This window comes from Streptomyces sp. ICC4, assembly GCF_003287915.1.
GTDB classification, from domain to species: Bacteria; Actinomycetota; Actinomycetes; order Streptomycetales; family Streptomycetaceae; genus Streptomyces; species Streptomyces tritrimontium.
In genome coordinates, this window is the sequence record NZ_CP030286.1 from 1,588,471 (window position 1) to 1,603,416 (window position 14,946).

Sequence of the window (14,946 nt, forward strand, 5' to 3'; positions counted from 1 at the left end):
GGTGCTCCCGCCCCAGGGAGTCAGGGAAGGAACGTCACCGCCGGGAAGGCCGGGGACGGCCCATCGAGCAGGTGCCCCGGACAGTGGCGCAGGTGCTCGTCGAAGAACGCGAGCGGGTAGGCCTGCTGGATCTTCACCGCCTGGTCGGGATCGAGGGTGCCGATCACGTCCTGGAGCTGCTGCCCGGTCCATCCGTACAACTTCGCCACTTGCGGGAACAGCGCCTCGTTGTCGCCGTAGGAGATGTGAACGGCGCCCTCGGCCTGAATGTCCAGCCGCCAGCCCCGCAGGTGCGACCAGAATGCGGCGGCCTCGGGATCCGTGGCCCGGCTGAACTCGGCGGACATCATCATGAACGGCCGTTCCAGTTCGCCGGCCAGCGGCGGGTTCATCTGCATCGGGCCGTCGAGGCTCAGCCCGGCCCGGATGCGCTCGTCCGCGAGCGTGGCGCACGCGGTGGCCGTCCCCCCCTTCGACCAGCCGAACGCGCCCATGCAGCGCGGGTCGAGTGCGCCGAGCAGCCCGGCCGGCAGCTTCCTGTGGTCGACGTCCGGATTCCGTCCCGCGGCGATCTGCTCTACGCAGTCGAGGACGAAGCGCAGGTCGGCGGCGAAGTCCCCGGGCAGCGTCGGCGCCTGCCTGTCCTGGAGCGGGACGGCGACCCGGCCGTCGGGGAACTCGGTGTACGTGTCGTACTGATGCGCGATCGTCACGGCCGCATATCCGTGACTGGCGAGCTCCTGGACCATGACGGTGTGGTCGCCCTGGTGGCTGTGCGCGCCGTGCGAGAAGACGACGACGGGCAGCCGCCGGCCTGACCTGCGCACCGGAGCGCCCACGCGGCCGGCGGTGAGCGGCCCCAGGGAGGCCAGATCACTGAACCCGGCGTCGTCGAGGAACGCCTGAAATGCCCCGGCCGGCATCCAGGGCGCCACCGGGTACCGCTGGACGTCCCGGGCGGGGTACCAGACGGTGGCCATCAACTCACGGAAGTGTCCGGGCCCCGCGATGGCGTCGGGGCGCGATCGGTCGACGAGGTGCAGCTGGACCGTGCCCACGGGGTGCGGCCCCGTCGGCGCGGGAAGTGTGAGCCGCTTCGGAGCGTCGGCGGCCACAGCCTGGCCGGCCCACGCGGGGCTGGTGGCGGCCAGCGGTACGGCGGCGCCGACAGCGAGCGCGGCTCCCAGCACGCGTCGGCGCGACATGCCCTCGCGGCTGATGAACGGTGTGGTGGTCATGGTCCCTCCCATGGTGACGCATCGTCAACTGTGCCGCTGCGGATGGTCCGTGGGCACAGGGGAACGCTGTCACGTGCCTTCCTGCGTGGCATCGGCTCACCGATGGACAACGCGCGAGGGCATAGGCCCACGGGTTTACGCCCCGGTGCTGATGCGGTCGGCGGTGTCGTCCGGTAGCCAGGCACTCCGGTCACCGGCCGAGGTCCTGGCCCGCTGGGCGCAGTCGCGGCGGTCGCAGACCTCACCGGGCTAGGCCCACCGGCGCTGAATCGCTGGAGCGACCCGCCGGACAAGGAGCTAGTGCTGTGACCGGAAAGGTCCACCGGGGCGCGGCGCCCGGCACGGCACCTCGCCGCGTTGTCGGACCACACCGGTACGTCCAGTACGAGCCGCGGCCCTCCGCCCGGGGGCCCCTCCCGGCGGTAGCTGGGGGAGAGGCACCGCACCGGACACCGCGACCCGGCAAACCTTCCCGGCCACAGCACCAGGTGGAACAGGTTGGGCCCGTCGAAAAACACTTCGACATCGATCGCGTGATCGGGGACGCTTCGCGCGATGACCAGAATCGACGACACACCGCCCGCGTGGGACGAGCGCACCCAGCTCACCACGTTTCTCGACTACACACGTGATACCGCCCGCGCCAAGTGCGACGGCGTCTCCGCGGAGAACGCCCGCAAGGCGCTCCTGCCGGGCTCACCGCTGATGACCATGAGCGGATTGATCAACCACCTCCGCTGGGTCGAGTACTACTGGTTCCAGGTGGTCTTCCTCGGCGAGGAAGACCGGGGCCCCTGGACCGATGAGGACCCCGACCGCGAGATGCGTATCGCCGTCGACTTCCCGCTCACGCAGTTGCTCGACGAATACGCCGAACAGAGCGCCCGCTACCGCGAACTGGTCGCCGGGAACAGCCTGGACACCCAGGCCAAGGGAGCCGTCCGTGACGGTCTCCATGTCGACCTGCGCTGGATCCTCCTTCACCTCACCGAGGAGACGGCCCGCCACAACGGCCACCTGGACATCCTGCGCGAGATGCTCGACGGCCAGACCGGCGACTAGATCCGGCGGAGATCACGGGCGGAGCCAGCGTCGGATCGAGGCGACGGTGGCGGTGCCGTGGAAGATGTAGCCGCGGTTGCGAGAGGTCGAGTCGACGCTCACCATCGACCAGCCGATCCGGCCTTCCGCGTCGGCGTCGGCGTCGGCACGTCTGCTCCAGGTCCTCGATGGCGATGGGGAAACGCACGCTCAGCAGGCGTGGAGCACCCCCGAAGCACTCGACGAACGCCCCCGCACCGCAGCGCGGATCACCACCACCGGGGCGGTCCTCCGCCTGGCTTTCCACCCACACCGCCGGTCGGCCGACCCTCGGAGTAGGGGCGGACCCCGCAGACCGCTGAACGGGCGTCAGCGGGAGCCGCCCCCTTCAGGGGTCCGGGGTCGGCTAGCCGATCGCGGGGTGCGCCGAGATCCCGACGTACTCGGGAGCGAGGCCGACAAAGCCGTTGACCTCGGTGGGGGGGCGAGGCCGGGAGTGGCCTTGTCCTTGCCGGTGAGGGCGTCGAGCGCGAACACCCGCTTCTGGTACTGCTTGTCGACCACCGTGCACACGATCATCGAGCGCCGGTCGTGCCAGCAGGAAAGATCTGTCGGTTCGCCCAGTGCCTTCTCGTCCAAGCCGGCCGGCGGTCGGCCGGCGGACAGGTCCAGCAGCGCCACGCTGTCCGGGGCGCGCGTCGGGAACCCGCCCACCGTCGCCGTGAACAGACCCGCGCCGACCGGGTCCAGCTTCGCCGCATTCCCCCGGTACGGCCACGCCTCCTTGCCATCGACGATCGCCAGCCCGTTCACCCTGGCGCTCTCGCCGCGTCCGACGACGATGCCGCGGTCGACGAGTTCACCGCAGAAGCCCTTGGCCGCGCCATCGAGGCGCATGACCGCGGTCGTACCGTCGGAACCAAGCAGTACAGGATCCCCACTGTCCCGGCCGTCGGGCCTGTCGACCGTCGCGGTCCACAGCCGAGTACCGGAATCGGCGGCCACCGCCGTGAACTCGATGGCGGCCCGGCTGGGCGTGGTGCCCGACCATGGCTGGTCGTTGACCGGCTGATCACACCAGGGCCTGGAGGGCGGCACGCGCAGTCCGTCGTGTGGCCCTCCCTCTGTGCCACGCCCCGGAAGCAAAGGGCTTGTGGCGCTCCCCGAACGCGTTCCCTCCCCCCGATTCATGCTGAACAGCGCCTCAGTCTCAACGGTCTGGGCGGCCGGGGCCGAGAGTCCCCGGGTCAGTTGGCTTTGCCGATGGTGCTGCGGGCCGCGAGGCGGAAGTCTTTGACTGTTTGGTAGAGGGTTCGCTCTCGTTCGGCGGCAAGGGCGGTGTCTTCGGCCTTGTGGGTGGCGTTTCCCGCGCGGGCGTTCTCGGCCATCCGTCACATGACGTGTGACAGATCGCTGGAGGCCTTGGCAACGCGTTCCGCGACTTCCGCGAGGGATGTCGGCCCTTCGAGGATGACGACTTCGCCGGCGCGGTGGACCTCACGGGCCAGTCTGATGAAGCGGCCTATCTTCTCGTCAATGTCGGGGAGGTCGGGTTGGTCCGAACGCAGCGCGTCTAGGACGGCGTCCATGGCGATGTCGCGGTCATGGAGTGCGCTGAGGTAGCCGGCGTATGCGTCGCGGCGATGCTGGCGTCTCCATTGGGCGTGCTGGGACCGTGCCTGAGCACGACCGTTGACGATTGCGGCCCCGAGGGTGGTGGCCGAACCGACGGCGGCGCCCAGCAGTGCGGCGAGTCCTGAGTCCATGGGCCCCAGTCTGCCGTTCTTGTTGTTCATCCAGTTCTTCGGGGCTTCGTGCCCTTCTCATGGTGGGCGGGACAGCTGTATCCCTCACCGGTGGCGAGTACCCGTCCCACGCGTGACGGGTGGCCGAGGGGTGGCCTATCGAACCGAGCGCTCGTCCGGGCCCTGGTCGGGGAGGTTTTGGAGCACATGCTGACGAAGAGGCTTGAGAGCACAGACTTCTGACGCCTCGTCAAACCCGGGCCGGGTGAGTCTGTTCAAGTCGGCCGGCTTCTCCCGGGGCCCACGGAGGTCGGTGACCAGTGGGCGAGCGAGCGCCGAGCCGGCCGTCCGCCGCCTTGGGCAGCGGCACCCACCAGTGCGTCGGCCAGCTCGAACAAGAGGCCACCCCGTGTGGTCAGGCACGCGTACGACTCCGACCGGAAGCGTGACGCTTCCGCGAACGCGGCCCGAAGGACATCCCGGTCCACGAAACTCATGGCTACGGCCTTTGTGTTGGTCCCGTGCCTCTGTGACGGAGCACAGGACCAGGCGAAGGCCGCCTTCACGTCCGTTGAACTGCGAAAACACTGGTCAAGCACGAGCCGCGTTCGACACCGGACGTTAAACGGCAAGCTGGCAGCCGCCGCATGCGCACGCGGGAAGCCGACGGGGCGTTGCGGGGCACGCCCTCGCTGTCAGGCCCGGGTGGCGGTGTGGATGGTCGTGCTGCCCGAGGCATTGAAGTGGCGGATGGTGAGGGTGTTCTTCGCGTAACCGACCGTAAGCCGCTCGCCGTCGCCGGTGCCGTCCTTCTCGGGAGGCTGCCAAGGCAGGGTCAGGTCGAAGCCGTCGCCCACTTTGCCGGGTACGTCGTGGGCGGAGGCGGCACCCTTGGCGCCTCGCTTGGGGCCCTCGTTGACCTGCGTCATCAGAAGGCCGCGGCGGAAGACGAAGCCTCCCTTCCAGGTGCCGGCCCCACCCTCCCATTCGATGGTCCACTTCCCGTTCGCCTCCTGCTGGCCCTGCACTGTCGCCCTGCCCCGAAGTGTCTGGCCGCCGGGCGTGGTGGTCCGGATGCTCCAGGTGCCGGTGAGGAAGGCCTCCACAGAACGCTCGATCACACCTTGCCCGCCGGGGGTCTTCGCAGGTGCGGACGAGGTGGGGGGAGCGGAGCCTGAGCCGGCTGTCGAGGGCGTGTCGGTCGAGGGCGGTGCGGCGGAAGCCCGTGCCGACGGCTTGTCCTTGCCCGTACACGCCGCCAGGAACGCCGCGCCGGCCCCGATCGCCAGGTAGCGCAGTGCGGTACGCCGGCCGACGATCCTCGCGGCCGTACGTATGGTGCGCATGTTCATCTCATCCCCGTGTAGCCCAGTTGGAAAGCTGGAGCGAGTCTACGTAGGGCCACCTGTGCGCGCGGAGACGGCCGGGCCCCCGCCGGAGCCGCCACGAGATCCGCTCGGCAGCACGTCGCAGCGCAAGGCACAGTGGCTGTACGGATGAGCAAGGGCTGGACCGCGACGGAACGATCGCACGCGAAGGCGCACTGGGCCGAGTGCGGGCAGCGTTCGTTCCCGTCGTCGATGCCGCCCGCGCACGTATCACCGAGACGTTCGACGGTACTCGCCTGCACAGGCCTACCTCTACGGCAGCATCCCCCGTGGCACCGCCACCCCTGGAGTCTCCGATCTCGACCTCCAGCTCGCCTTGTACGGTGAGCCCACCGAAGGCGACCGCGCTGACGCCAAAGCCATCGAGGTCGTCCTCGACCATGCATTCCCGCAGATCGACGGCGTCGGGATCTTGCTGACCAGTACGCGGGTTCTGCTCAGCGACGCCGAACGTCACGATGGCGGATTCTTCATCGCGTGCCTCTGCACCCCGTTGCTGGGCCCTGACCTCGCGGAACAACTGCCCCGTTACCGCCCCACAGCCCTACTCGCGCGGGAGACCAACGGTGACCTTGCCCGCGTGCTTCCACGCTGGCGTGCCAAGCAGCTGAAGCCACGACGGACACCGATCGCCGGTCCCTCAGCCGTCTCGTCGGCCGTCGCACCGTCCGCCACGCAGCGTTCAGTGGGCTGGGGAGGCCTGCGGCTTGCAGGGTTCGGTGTATCCCCCCGGTCCCCGTCGGAGCGACTACGGCTACTGATACGGGTACGGGTACGGCTAACCGCTACGGCTCGATCAGGCCGACGCGGATCGCGTAGCGGGTGAGTTCGAGGCGGTCGCGCAGGCCCAGTTTCTGGAGCAGGTTGGCGCGATGGCGCTCCACGGTCTTGGGACTGATGACGAGGAGGTCGCCGATCTCCTTGGAGCTGTGGCCCTCGGCGACGAGCTTGAGGATTTCCTCCTCGCGTTCGGTGATGGGCCGCTCCGGGATCGGGCCGCCGCTGCGGGCGCGGTCGAGGTAGGTGCGGATGAGGGTGGTCTCGGCGCCGGGGTAGATGAACGGCTCGTCGCGCAGCGCGGCGCGGCAGGCTTCGACGAGGTCGCGGTCGGCGACGGATTTGAGGACGTACCCGGAGGCGCCGGCGCGCAGGGCTTCGAAGAAGTACTGCTCGTTGTCGTACATGGTCAGCATCAGGATCCGCAGGCCCGGCCGGAGGCGGGCGAGTTCGCGGGCGGCCTGCAGGCCGGTCTGGCGGGGCATGGAGATGTCCAGGACGGCGAGGTCGATGTCGAGGCTGCGTGCCTGGGCGACGGCTTCAGCTCCGTCGGCGGCCTCGGCGACCACGGTCAGGTCGGGTTCGGCGTCGAGGATGAGGCGTACGCCGCGGCGGACGAGGGTGTGGTCGTCGGCGAGCAGGATGCGGGCGGGCCCGTCGTCCGGCTGACTCATGGTGTTGCCCCCGTGGTGTCGTGGATTTCAAGGCGGACCTGGGTGCCGCCGTGCGGGCTGGCGCCGAAGAGGAGTTCGGCGCCGATGAGCAGGGCGCGTTCGCGCATGCCCTGGATGCCGGCGCCCTCGTGTGCGTCCCCGAGGCCCTGGCCGTTGTCGCGCACCAGCAGTCCCACGCCGCCGCGGGACAGGGGGCGCAGGTGGACCTCGACGCGGGTGGCGCCGGAGTGTCGGGCGGCGTTGGTCAGGCCCTCCTGCGCGACGCGGTAGAGCACGAGTTCGGTGGCCGGGTCCAGCTGGGGCAGCCCGGGAGTGATGTGGGCGGTGACACCCAGGCGCGGGGTGGTGAACTCGCCGGCCAGGGAGCGCAGCGCACTGTGCAGGCCGAGTTCCTCCAGCACACCGGGGCGCAGGCGGCGGGCGATGCGGCGGATCTCGTCCAGGCTGGCGCGGGTGGTCTCCTGGGCCTGGTGCAGATCGGCGCGCACCGGCTCGGGGGCGCGGTCGGCGGCGTGCTTGAGCTGGAGGAGGACGGCGGTGAGGGTCTGGCCGATCTCGTCGTGCAGCTCCTGGGCGATGCGCTTGCGTTCGGCCTCCAGCGCGGTGAGCACGCGGCCGCTGCTGGTGGCCCGCTCGGCTTCGAGGCGGTCGAGCATCGCGTTGAAGGTCCGGGTGAGTTCGGCGACCTCCCCTCCGCCGGTGACCGGCGGGCGCGTGCCGGGTTTGAGGAGGTCGGCGGTGGCCATGGCCCGGTTCAGCCGGGCCAGCGGGGCAAGCCCGACCCTGAGGAGAACCGCGTTGATGACCAGCATCGCGGCCAGCCCGCCGAGCAGCACGAGCGCCTCACCGAAGAGGACCGGCGTGGAGACGGTGACCGGGCCGAGCAACAAGGCCACGGCGAGGGCCAGAACGCCGGCGTTCAGGAGGAAGATCCGCCAGTACATCGACACGGCTACACGCCTTTCCCGCCGGTCTCCCAGCATCCGCCACGGCCTGCCGGCCACCCCGTCCCCAGGTGCCCTGAACTGCGACGGAGCCCACTTCCCCGTCTCATCTTCACGCCGGCGGAAGGATGCTGTCCATCCGTGCCAGCACCCATATTTCCGCCGGGCGGTAAGTGGCACGATGGGCTCGCCGAGCGGCTTCTCCTGCCTGAGATCGAGCGTCCGCCGTCAGCTCCGGGAGGCACCAAGGAACGGAGACCCGGCGTACCACGCCATCAGTTTCGCGGTGGCGACCCTGCTCCTGCTCCTGCTCCCTTTCCCCGTGGCCATCCTCGCCGACTGGATACCGACGGTGGTGACGGCATGCACCGCAGCAGGGCTCGCGCCCACTGCGGCAGCAGTTGCGTTCCTTGTCCGTGCCGCCCGGCTCCCCCAGCACTCGGTCTCAAGGATCGGGGGCTGACCGTCCATGCTCAGGACGCGAGTCGCCTCCTGGCTCAGCCGCAACGTCACCGAGTTCCACCTCGCCGCGGCGATGGTGGCCGTTGGGCCCCCGCCACACTGACGGGCGTAGCCCTTCACACCCTTTCCGAACCTGGGACCCCGGCGCTGAACATTGGCCTGTCCCTGTTCATCACGTGCCTGGTGATGCTCGGTTCCCGGACCGGGCGTCCACTGATCGACCCCGCACGCTCCGACGCCAGGGGGCCGGGATGCGGGAGAACAAGGCCGGGGATTACTCGGCTGCGACGCTCGCGGGGCCGGCGCGGACGCCCCTTGCCCAGGGCGCGGGCGAAGCGGGGATCGTCGTGCCACAGCGTGGCTTCGAGGTCGGCGATCCTCTCGTCGTCTGATTCCGGCACGGTCCTTCACTCCCTTCCATCGGTCAGGCGAGGGCGAAGTGGCGCAGCCACACGTACAGCCCGGCCAGCACGGTGGTGACAGCGGTGACGACGTTGGCGGAGGAGGCGATGATCGTGGCGTTGCCGGCCAGGTCCGCGCCGAGGGCGAAGGACCACCACAACACCTGGGCTTGCTCGATGCCTCCGGAGCTGGCGACGATCTCGGAGACGATCGGGCTGGTCGAGGCGACGAAGGGGATGTTGTCGATGACCGCGGACGGCACGATCGATCCGAAGAGCAGGGCCATGGAGGCGCCGAACAGGTTGCCGTCCAGTACCCGGGCCGCGGCCTCGCCCAGGTCCGCGAAGATCCCCGTCCGCACCATCGCGCCGACCATCACGAACAGGCCGGCGAAGAACGCCAGGGTCTCCCACTCGACAACGATGCCGCTGACGGCCAGCAGCCGGGTGTCGGTGAGGGCATCCCGCTCGCGCGCATGGCCATGACGTGCGCGGCATGCTCGGGGTCGTAGGTGAAGGCGCCGCGGAACATCCAGCGGGCCATCAGCGCGAACACCGCGCCAGCACCGTGGCGATGGGCGCCAGGTGGAGCAGGAAGTCGTTGAACGACAGCCCGGCGCGGGAGCCGATCATGATGTTGGGCGGGTCACCGATCAGCGTGGCGGCGCCGCCGATGTTGCAGGCCATCACCTCGGCGATCAGATAGGGCACGACCGGGACGCCGAGCCTGGTACAGACCCCGATGGTCACGGGGGCGATCAGCAGAACGGTGGTGACGTGGTCCAGCCACGCCGAAGGCAACGCGGTGGCGAAGATCAGGAACACCATCAGCCGGTACGGGCGGCCGTGCGACCGCTTGGCGGCCCAGATCGCGACGAACTCGAACAGGCCGGTGCGCTTGAGGACGGAGACGATCAGCATCATGCCCAGCAGCAGGAAGATGACGTTCCAATCGATTCAAACGGCCACGTCGGAGAAGAACGCGTGCTCCGGGCTCGTCGCGCCGATCTGCAGCATGACGACCGCACCGCCCAGGGCGGCGGCGACCCGGTGGACCTTCTCCGTGGCGATCAGTACGTAGACGGCCCCGAACACCGCCACAGCCAGCCACGCGGTGACACTCATGGCGGGCCCGCCCAGCCAGTGCCGGGGATACGCGGAGACGGGGTCGTCATCGGCGCGGCTCCGTTCACAGGTGCAGGCGCGAGCACCCGCGCCCCACGAGGGCCACCCCGAACAGAAGGTGCTCCAGATCCCCACCATCACCTGGCGCCCCTGACCGGCGCATCGGGGCCAGCACCCATCTTCCCCACCCCTGACACGGCAGGGACCTCACCCTCGGCAGCCCCCGCCGTGAGCGGCCCGGTGGCAGGCTCCGCGCCCCGGACCGGTGCGGGCGACGACCTCCCCCACGGTGGACCGGCCAGTCACCGTGATGTCCGACCAGCCTGCCGCCCTCCAACTCAGGCTGCCGCAGACGGTGGTCGCGGTCGCCGCCGAGAAGAACTCCACCCTCGTGCTGGCGTTCCCAGTCGAGCTGCTGCGCCTCCTCGAGCGGGCCGCCCCGCCGCAGTCCGCCCTCGTGCGGGCTGCGTCGCTCAGCCGTTGCCTGCGAATGTCATGTCATGTCATTTCGTATCGTGTCGCAGCGTCCCCGCCATGCCTCAATGTCGCGTCGCAAGGACCCGTCCGGACTGCTCGTCCCGGCTACCCACGGAGCCATGACCCGCAGGTAGCCGGGACGACCCAAAGGCTTCCTTTGGCCTATAACGGGTAAAAGACACAAAAGAGCACAATCTCCGCACCCTGCCGCCCCCACCAGGAGGCTAAGCAATGGATCCTTGGCTGATCTGGTTGATCACCGCTCTGGTCTTGGGCGCGGCAGAGATCGCCACCCTCACCGTGGCGCTCGGGCTCCTCGGCGGCGCGGCTCTGGTCACCGCCGCCTTCGCTGCCGCCGGCCTGCCCCTGCCCTTGCAGTTCCTGGTGTTCGCGGTCGTGGCGACGGTCGGCGTGGTCTTCGTACGCCCTGTCGCCCTGCGCCGTCTGTCCCCGCGACCCGAGGAGCGCTTCGGCGTGGACGCGCTGGTCGGCGCGGCCGCCTACGTGACCGCGGAGGTGTCGATGCGGGGCGGCAGGGTCCGCATCGGCGGTGAGGAATGGACGGCGCGCGCCTACGACGAGTCACTGGTGATCCCTCCCGGTACGACCGTCGACGTCATCGAGATCAAAGGCACCACCGCGCTGGTCTACCCCCGGGAGTGAGCCATGGAAGTGTCCGCGTTCCTCGTCGTCGGCCTGCTCGTCGCGGTGCTGGCGGTGTTCACCGTGGTGCGGGCGGTACGCATCGTCCCCCAGGCCCGCGCCCGCAACGTCGAGCGCCTCGGCCGCTACCACCGCACCCTCAAGCCCGGACTCAACGTGGTCATCCCGTACGTCGACCGCGTGTACCCGGTGATCGACCTGCGCGAGCAGGTCGTCTCCTTCAAGCCGCAGCCGGTCATCACTGAAGACAACCTGGTCGTCGAGATCGACACCGTCCTCTACTTCCAGGTCACCGACCCGCGCGCCGCCGCCTACGAGATCGCCAATTTCCTCCAGGCGGTGGAACAGCTGACGGTCACCACGCTGCGCAACGTCGTCGGGTCCATGGACCTGGAGAAGACCCTGACCTCACGGGACACCATCAACAACCAGCTCCGCGGCGTTCTCGACGAAGCCACGGGCAAGTGGGGCCTCAGGGTCAACCGGGTGGAGATCAAGGCCATCGACCCGCCGCAGTCCATCAAGGACGCGATGGAGAAGCAGATGCGGGCCGAGCGGGACAAGCGGGCCGCCATCCTCGGAGCCGAGGGCCAGCGCCAGTCCCAGATCCTCACGGCCGAGGGCGACAAGCAGTCCGCCGTCCTGCGCGCCGAGGGCAACCGGACGGCCGAGATCCTGAAGGCGGAGGGGCAGTCGCGGGCCATTGACGAGGTGTTCCAGGCCGTCCACCGCAACGACCCCGACCCCAAGCTCCTCGCCTACCAATACCTCCAGATGCTCCCCCAGCTCGCGCAAGGGCCCGGCAACACCTTCTGGGTGATACCCGGCGAGGTCACCTCCGCCCTCCAGAACGTCACCCGCGCCTTCACGGAATCCCTCCCCCAGTCCGCCGCCACCCGCGAGGCATCCTCCGACGACCTGGCCGTCCAGGCCGCGAACGACGCGGCGAAAGCCGCGGAAGCCGCCGCCGAAGCCCTCGCCGACGCCGCGGAGGCCGACAGCGCGCTCGCAGCGCGACGTGAGCCGGGAGGACGCGGCGCAGAGGCAGCGCCGCACTCCGGATCACAGGACTGACTCCGCCCCTCGCGGATCACCTCCGACTGACCCAGGCCATCGGGCGAGTCCTCGGGCAGGTAGCGGTACAGCCCGTAAGGTGCCGGCCCTCCTCCGCCCAGATGCCGCTGTCGGGGCGGCTCCAGCCGTACGTGCGCTCTCGGCCAGCCCTGCGCCAGCCCCGCGAGGGGTCAGCCCGGGGTGAAGGGTCCGCGCCTTGGTGTGTACGAGCCCGCTCGCTTGCGTTTCAGCAGGTGAGAAGCCCTCTGGCGACATCTGGACATCTCCCATACGGTGTAAAGAACACGTCAATGGGGCAGCCGAGCTGCCAGTGACGCGCGGTGTGCCGGGAAGTCTGGTCGGCGAAATAGGGGCCGTGTGCCCCTCTTCAGCCGACGCCCCGGAAGGCCACCACCATGAGCAGCCCGCGCCCTCGCATCGCGTTCGGACTCATGGCCTGGCCTGAACGCCAGGCCATCACCTCCGCCCTGCGCACCGAGACCGTAGGCGGGCTGGTCCTCCTCGCCGCCGCCGTCATCGCACTGATCTGGGCCAACACCCCGTTCAGCAACGTCTACCAGGCGATACGCGACTTCCACTTCGGCATACCCGCACTCGGCCTGGACCTTTCCATCGGGCACTGGACCGCCGACGGGCTCCTCGCCGTCTTCTTCCTCGTCGCCGGCATCGAACTCAAACGAGAACTCGTCGTCGGCGAGCTGCGCACCCCGGCTACAGCCGCACTGCCCGTCATCGCCGCAGTCTGCGGCATGGCCGTACCGGCGGCCCTGTACGGACTGACCGCGGGCCTCGGCAACGGCAGCCTCGACGGCTGGGCCGTCCCCATGGCCACCGACATCGCCTTCGCGCTCGCCGTCCTCGCTGTCATCTCCACCCACCTGCCCTCCGCCCTGCGCGCCTTCCTCCTCACCCTCGCCGTCGTCGACGACCTCGGCGCCATCCTCATCATCGCCGTCTTCTTCACCAGCGACCTGAACCTCTGGGCCCTCGGCGGAGCCTTCGCCGGACTCGCCGTCTTCTACCTCCTCCAGCGCTACCGCGTCCGAGGCTGGTGGTGGTACCTCCCCCTCGGCATCGCCATCTGGGCGCTCATGTACAACGGCGGCGTCCACGCCACCGTCGCCGGCGTCGCCATGGGCCTCATCCTGCGCACCACCCGCGACAAGAGCGAGGACGTGTCCCCCGCAGCCCGCGTCTCCCATGTGATGCACCCGATTTCCGCGGGCATCGCCGTTCCCCTCTTCGCCCTCTTCGCCGCGGGCGTCAGTATCTCCGGCCCCGCCCTGGCCTCGGTGTTCACCAGCCCCGAACCGCTCGGCGTCGTCATCGGACTCGTTGTCGGCAAGATCCTCGGCATCTTCATCGGCACCTACCTCGCCGCACGCTTCACGAGAGCCGAACTCAACCCCGACCTCGCCTGGGCAGACGTCCTCGGACTGTCCGTCCTCGCAGGCGTCGGCTTCACCGTCGCCCTCCTCATCGGCGAACTCGCCTTCCCCGGCCAAGAGATCGGCGAACACGTCAAAGCCGCCGTCCTCATCGCCGCCCTCACTTCCGCCGTCCTTGCGGCCGTACTCCTCCGGCGCCGCAACACCCTCTACAAGCGCCTGTACGAAGAGGAGAACATCGACGCTGACGCGGACGGCATCCCCGACATCTACCAGCGCGAAGCGGAACCCGTCACCCGCGAGCATGGCTGACGTACGCGCCGCGGCACGTACGGCGAGTGCCCCTTCAAGGACGCCTGGGGCCTGGCCCTCGTCGGCGCAGCCGTCGCCGTGCCGCCGCCCGGGCCAGGCCGTCTCTCGTCTCCGCCTGCTTCGGGCCCAAAGGGCTGGCCCCGGTCGCCTGAGGTCTGCTCGTATCTCCAGGCAGGCGGGCAAGCGGGCAGGCGCCAGCCTCCGTGGTGACATGCGCTCAGCGCCGGTCTTCTGGTAGCACTGGGCGAAGTAGCCCAGTGGGTGCGCCGCTTCCTTGGTGAGCACCTGAGCACCGCGCCTCCCTGCCTCGCCCGCTGACGAAGGTGCTCACTCCCCCGGCCCGGCCAGCCCAGCAGGCGGGCGCCGATGACCGCCGTCTGAAGTGTGTAGCGCGTGCGCGGGTCAGCCGGGTCTGCCCCGGTCACCCTGACCGTCTGCGCCCCCAGCAACCGGTGAACGCGGCTCGCCGATCGCTGGCACCCCCACTACTCGGTGGTACCGTATAGCTGTACTCGGTACTACGTAGTACCGAAGGCGCCAAGGAGGAAGACTTGCGATGGACGACCTGACGGAGATGCTGAAAGGCACGCTCGAAGGGTGCGTACTCGAGATCATCGCCAGCGAGGAAACCTACGGGTACGCCATCACCCGTCAGCTGAACGAGCTGGGCTTCGCCGACGTCGTCGAGGGGACGGTGTACACCATCTTGCTGCGACTGGCGAGGAACGGACTCGTCCAGGTGACGAAACGACCGTCCGGGGTCGGCCCACCGCGCAAGTTCTACGCACTCAACGACGCCGGCCGCCAGGAACTCGCGAAGTTCTGGGCGAAATGGCAGTACGTCTCATCACGCATCGACAAGCTCAAGGAGGGCGGGCGATGAACTTCTGGGAGACCATCACGGGCAGCGATCTCACCAGGGAATGGAAGGCGTTCGAGGCCCGGGCCGAGGCCCTGCCGGACGACTACCGGGCGGCGTGGGAACAGATCAAGGTCGACCTCCTCCCCCACGGGGACTTCACCGGTCGCAACCTGATGCCGATCCTCGACGCTGCCCTGGGACTGCTCGAAGAGACGGCGGCGGACGGACAGAGCGTCAACGAGGTGCTCGGCGACGACATCCGGGGCTTCTGCACGGCACTGGCCGGCGGCGAAGGGGCCCGAACCTATCGCGACTGCTGGCGCGAGCAGTTGAACAGGAACGTCGCCAGGAAACTGAGCAGGCTGGGAGGCTGAC

14 protein-coding genes and 3 pseudogenes are annotated in these 14,946 nt (G+C 69.4%); 8 read left to right on the forward strand and 9 right to left on the reverse strand.

Features of this window, described 5'->3' with window-relative positions:
- Nucleotides 1–20 precede the first annotated feature (20 nt).
- Nucleotides 21–1,238, reverse strand: coding sequence for an acetylhydrolase (locus DRB89_RS07145; protein ID WP_112447629.1), 1,218 nt, complete (start codon nucleotides 1,236–1,238; stop codon nucleotides 21–23).
- A gap of 555 nt (nucleotides 1,239–1,793) precedes the next feature.
- Here DRB89_RS07145 and DRB89_RS07150 point away from each other — a divergent pair.
- A complete protein-coding gene (locus tag DRB89_RS07150) occupies nucleotides 1,794–2,300 on the forward strand; it encodes a DinB family protein (protein WP_112447630.1) in 507 nt (168 codons plus the stop codon).
- A gap of 348 nt (nucleotides 2,301–2,648) precedes the next feature.
- On the opposite strand, the gene DRB89_RS07155 is transcribed toward DRB89_RS07150, so the two are convergent.
- From DRB89_RS07155 to DRB89_RS07165, 4 genes are all read right to left on the reverse strand, one after another.
- The gene (locus DRB89_RS07155) at nucleotides 2,649–3,176 is read right to left on the reverse strand and encodes a hypothetical protein (RefSeq protein ID WP_162688495.1); all 528 of its coding nucleotides are present in this window, start codon (nucleotides 3,174–3,176) and stop codon (nucleotides 2,649–2,651) included.
- 350 nt (nucleotides 3,177–3,526) lie between these two features.
- Nucleotides 3,527–3,667, reverse strand: a complete 141-nt coding sequence (locus tag DRB89_RS44305) for a hypothetical protein (protein ID WP_239516046.1) — start codon at nucleotides 3,665–3,667, stop codon at nucleotides 3,527–3,529.
- A 3-nt stretch (nucleotides 3,668–3,670) separates the two neighbouring features.
- Entirely contained in the window at nucleotides 3,671–4,075 is a 405-nt protein-coding gene (locus tag DRB89_RS07160) for a proline dehydrogenase (RefSeq protein ID WP_239516047.1), read from the reverse strand.
- A 644-nt stretch (nucleotides 4,076–4,719) separates the two neighbouring features.
- Nucleotides 4,720–5,370, reverse strand: a complete 651-nt coding sequence (locus tag DRB89_RS07165; RefSeq protein WP_112463235.1) for a hypothetical protein — start codon at nucleotides 5,368–5,370, stop codon at nucleotides 4,720–4,722.
- 206 nt (nucleotides 5,371–5,576) lie between these two features.
- Here DRB89_RS07165 and DRB89_RS07170 point away from each other — a divergent pair.
- Nucleotides 5,577–6,084, forward strand: a pseudogene (locus tag DRB89_RS07170) (nucleotidyltransferase domain-containing protein); the annotation flags it as partial.
- Between the two features lie 113 nt (nucleotides 6,085–6,197).
- Here DRB89_RS07170 and DRB89_RS07175 read toward each other — a convergent pair.
- The 4 genes and pseudogenes from DRB89_RS07175 to DRB89_RS46285 form a co-directional block, all read right to left on the reverse strand.
- On the reverse strand, nucleotides 6,198–6,863 hold the full coding sequence (locus DRB89_RS07175; RefSeq protein WP_112447633.1) for a response regulator transcription factor: 666 nt from the start codon (nucleotides 6,861–6,863) through the stop codon (nucleotides 6,198–6,200).
- Nucleotides 6,860–7,813 (reverse strand): HAMP domain-containing sensor histidine kinase, encoded by a 954-nt coding sequence (locus DRB89_RS07180; RefSeq protein ID WP_204357661.1) that lies wholly within the window; start codon nucleotides 7,811–7,813, stop codon nucleotides 6,860–6,862. Before DRB89_RS07180 ends, DRB89_RS07175 begins: the two co-directional genes overlap by 4 nt.
- Before the next feature lie 572 nt (nucleotides 7,814–8,385).
- The gene (locus DRB89_RS46280; protein ID WP_112447636.1) at nucleotides 8,386–8,670 is read right to left on the reverse strand and encodes a DUF3040 domain-containing protein; all 285 of its coding nucleotides are present in this window, start codon (nucleotides 8,668–8,670) and stop codon (nucleotides 8,386–8,388) included.
- 23 nt (nucleotides 8,671–8,693) lie between these two features.
- A pseudogene (locus tag DRB89_RS46285) lies at nucleotides 8,694–9,795 on the reverse strand (SLC13 family permease).
- Between the two features lie 307 nt (nucleotides 9,796–10,102).
- On the opposite strand from DRB89_RS46285, the pseudogene DRB89_RS44320 reads away from it, so the two are divergent.
- The 6 genes and pseudogenes from DRB89_RS44320 to DRB89_RS07230 all read left to right on the forward strand — a co-directional run.
- Nucleotides 10,103–10,447 (forward strand): annotated as a pseudogene (locus DRB89_RS44320) (slipin family protein); the annotation flags it as partial.
- Between the two features lie 56 nt (nucleotides 10,448–10,503).
- A complete protein-coding gene (locus tag DRB89_RS07205; RefSeq protein WP_112447637.1) occupies nucleotides 10,504–10,935 on the forward strand; it encodes an NfeD family protein in 432 nt (143 codons plus the stop codon).
- A 3-nt stretch (nucleotides 10,936–10,938) separates the two neighbouring features.
- Entirely contained in the window at nucleotides 10,939–12,009 is a 1,071-nt protein-coding gene (locus tag DRB89_RS07210) for an SPFH domain-containing protein (RefSeq protein WP_112447638.1), read from the forward strand.
- Between the two features lie 395 nt (nucleotides 12,010–12,404).
- Nucleotides 12,405–13,709: a Na+/H+ antiporter NhaA gene (nhaA, locus tag DRB89_RS07215; RefSeq protein ID WP_112447639.1), complete on the forward strand. Its 1,305-nt coding sequence runs from the start codon at nucleotides 12,405–12,407 to the stop codon at nucleotides 13,707–13,709.
- A 556-nt stretch (nucleotides 13,710–14,265) separates the two neighbouring features.
- The gene (locus DRB89_RS07225; protein ID WP_112447641.1) at nucleotides 14,266–14,592 is read left to right on the forward strand and encodes a PadR family transcriptional regulator; all 327 of its coding nucleotides are present in this window, start codon (nucleotides 14,266–14,268) and stop codon (nucleotides 14,590–14,592) included.
- Nucleotides 14,589–14,945 carry a DUF1048 domain-containing protein gene (locus DRB89_RS07230; RefSeq protein ID WP_112447642.1) on the forward strand — a complete coding sequence of 119 codons (357 nt, stop codon included), beginning with the start codon at nucleotides 14,589–14,591 and terminating at the stop codon, nucleotides 14,943–14,945. Before DRB89_RS07225 ends, DRB89_RS07230 begins: the two co-directional genes overlap by 4 nt.
- Nucleotide 14,946 lies beyond the last annotated feature (1 nt).

Coding starts and splice junctions, on each gene's coding strand:
- DRB89_RS07175 (WP_112447633.1), bottom strand. CDS start 6,863: ATGAGTCAGCCGGACGACGGGCCCGCCCGCATCCTGCTCGCCGACGAC.
- DRB89_RS07205 (WP_112447637.1), top strand. CDS start 10,504: ATGGATCCTTGGCTGATCTGGTTGATCACCGCTCTGGTCTTGGGCGCG.
- DRB89_RS07155 (WP_162688495.1), bottom strand. CDS start 3,176: ATGCGCCTCGATGGCGCGGCCAAGGGCTTCTGCGGTGAACTCGTCGAC.
- nhaA (WP_112447639.1), top strand. CDS start 12,405: ATGAGCAGCCCGCGCCCTCGCATCGCGTTCGGACTCATGGCCTGGCCT.
- DRB89_RS07145 (WP_112447629.1), bottom strand. CDS start 1,238: ATGACCACCACACCGTTCATCAGCCGCGAGGGCATGTCGCGCCGACGC.
- DRB89_RS07165 (WP_112463235.1), bottom strand. CDS start 5,370: ATGCGCACCATACGTACGGCCGCGAGGATCGTCGGCCGGCGTACCGCA.
- DRB89_RS07230 (WP_112447642.1), top strand. CDS start 14,589: ATGAACTTCTGGGAGACCATCACGGGCAGCGATCTCACCAGGGAATGG.
- DRB89_RS44305 (WP_239516046.1), bottom strand. CDS start 3,667: ATGGCCGAGAACGCCCGCGCGGGAAACGCCACCCACAAGGCCGAAGAC.
- DRB89_RS07160 (WP_239516047.1), bottom strand. CDS start 4,075: ATGAACAACAAGAACGGCAGACTGGGGCCCATGGACTCAGGACTCGCC.
- DRB89_RS07225 (WP_112447641.1), top strand. CDS start 14,266: ATGGACGACCTGACGGAGATGCTGAAAGGCACGCTCGAAGGGTGCGTA.
- DRB89_RS07150 (WP_112447630.1), top strand. CDS start 1,794: ATGACCAGAATCGACGACACACCGCCCGCGTGGGACGAGCGCACCCAG.
- DRB89_RS07210 (WP_112447638.1), top strand. CDS start 10,939: ATGGAAGTGTCCGCGTTCCTCGTCGTCGGCCTGCTCGTCGCGGTGCTG.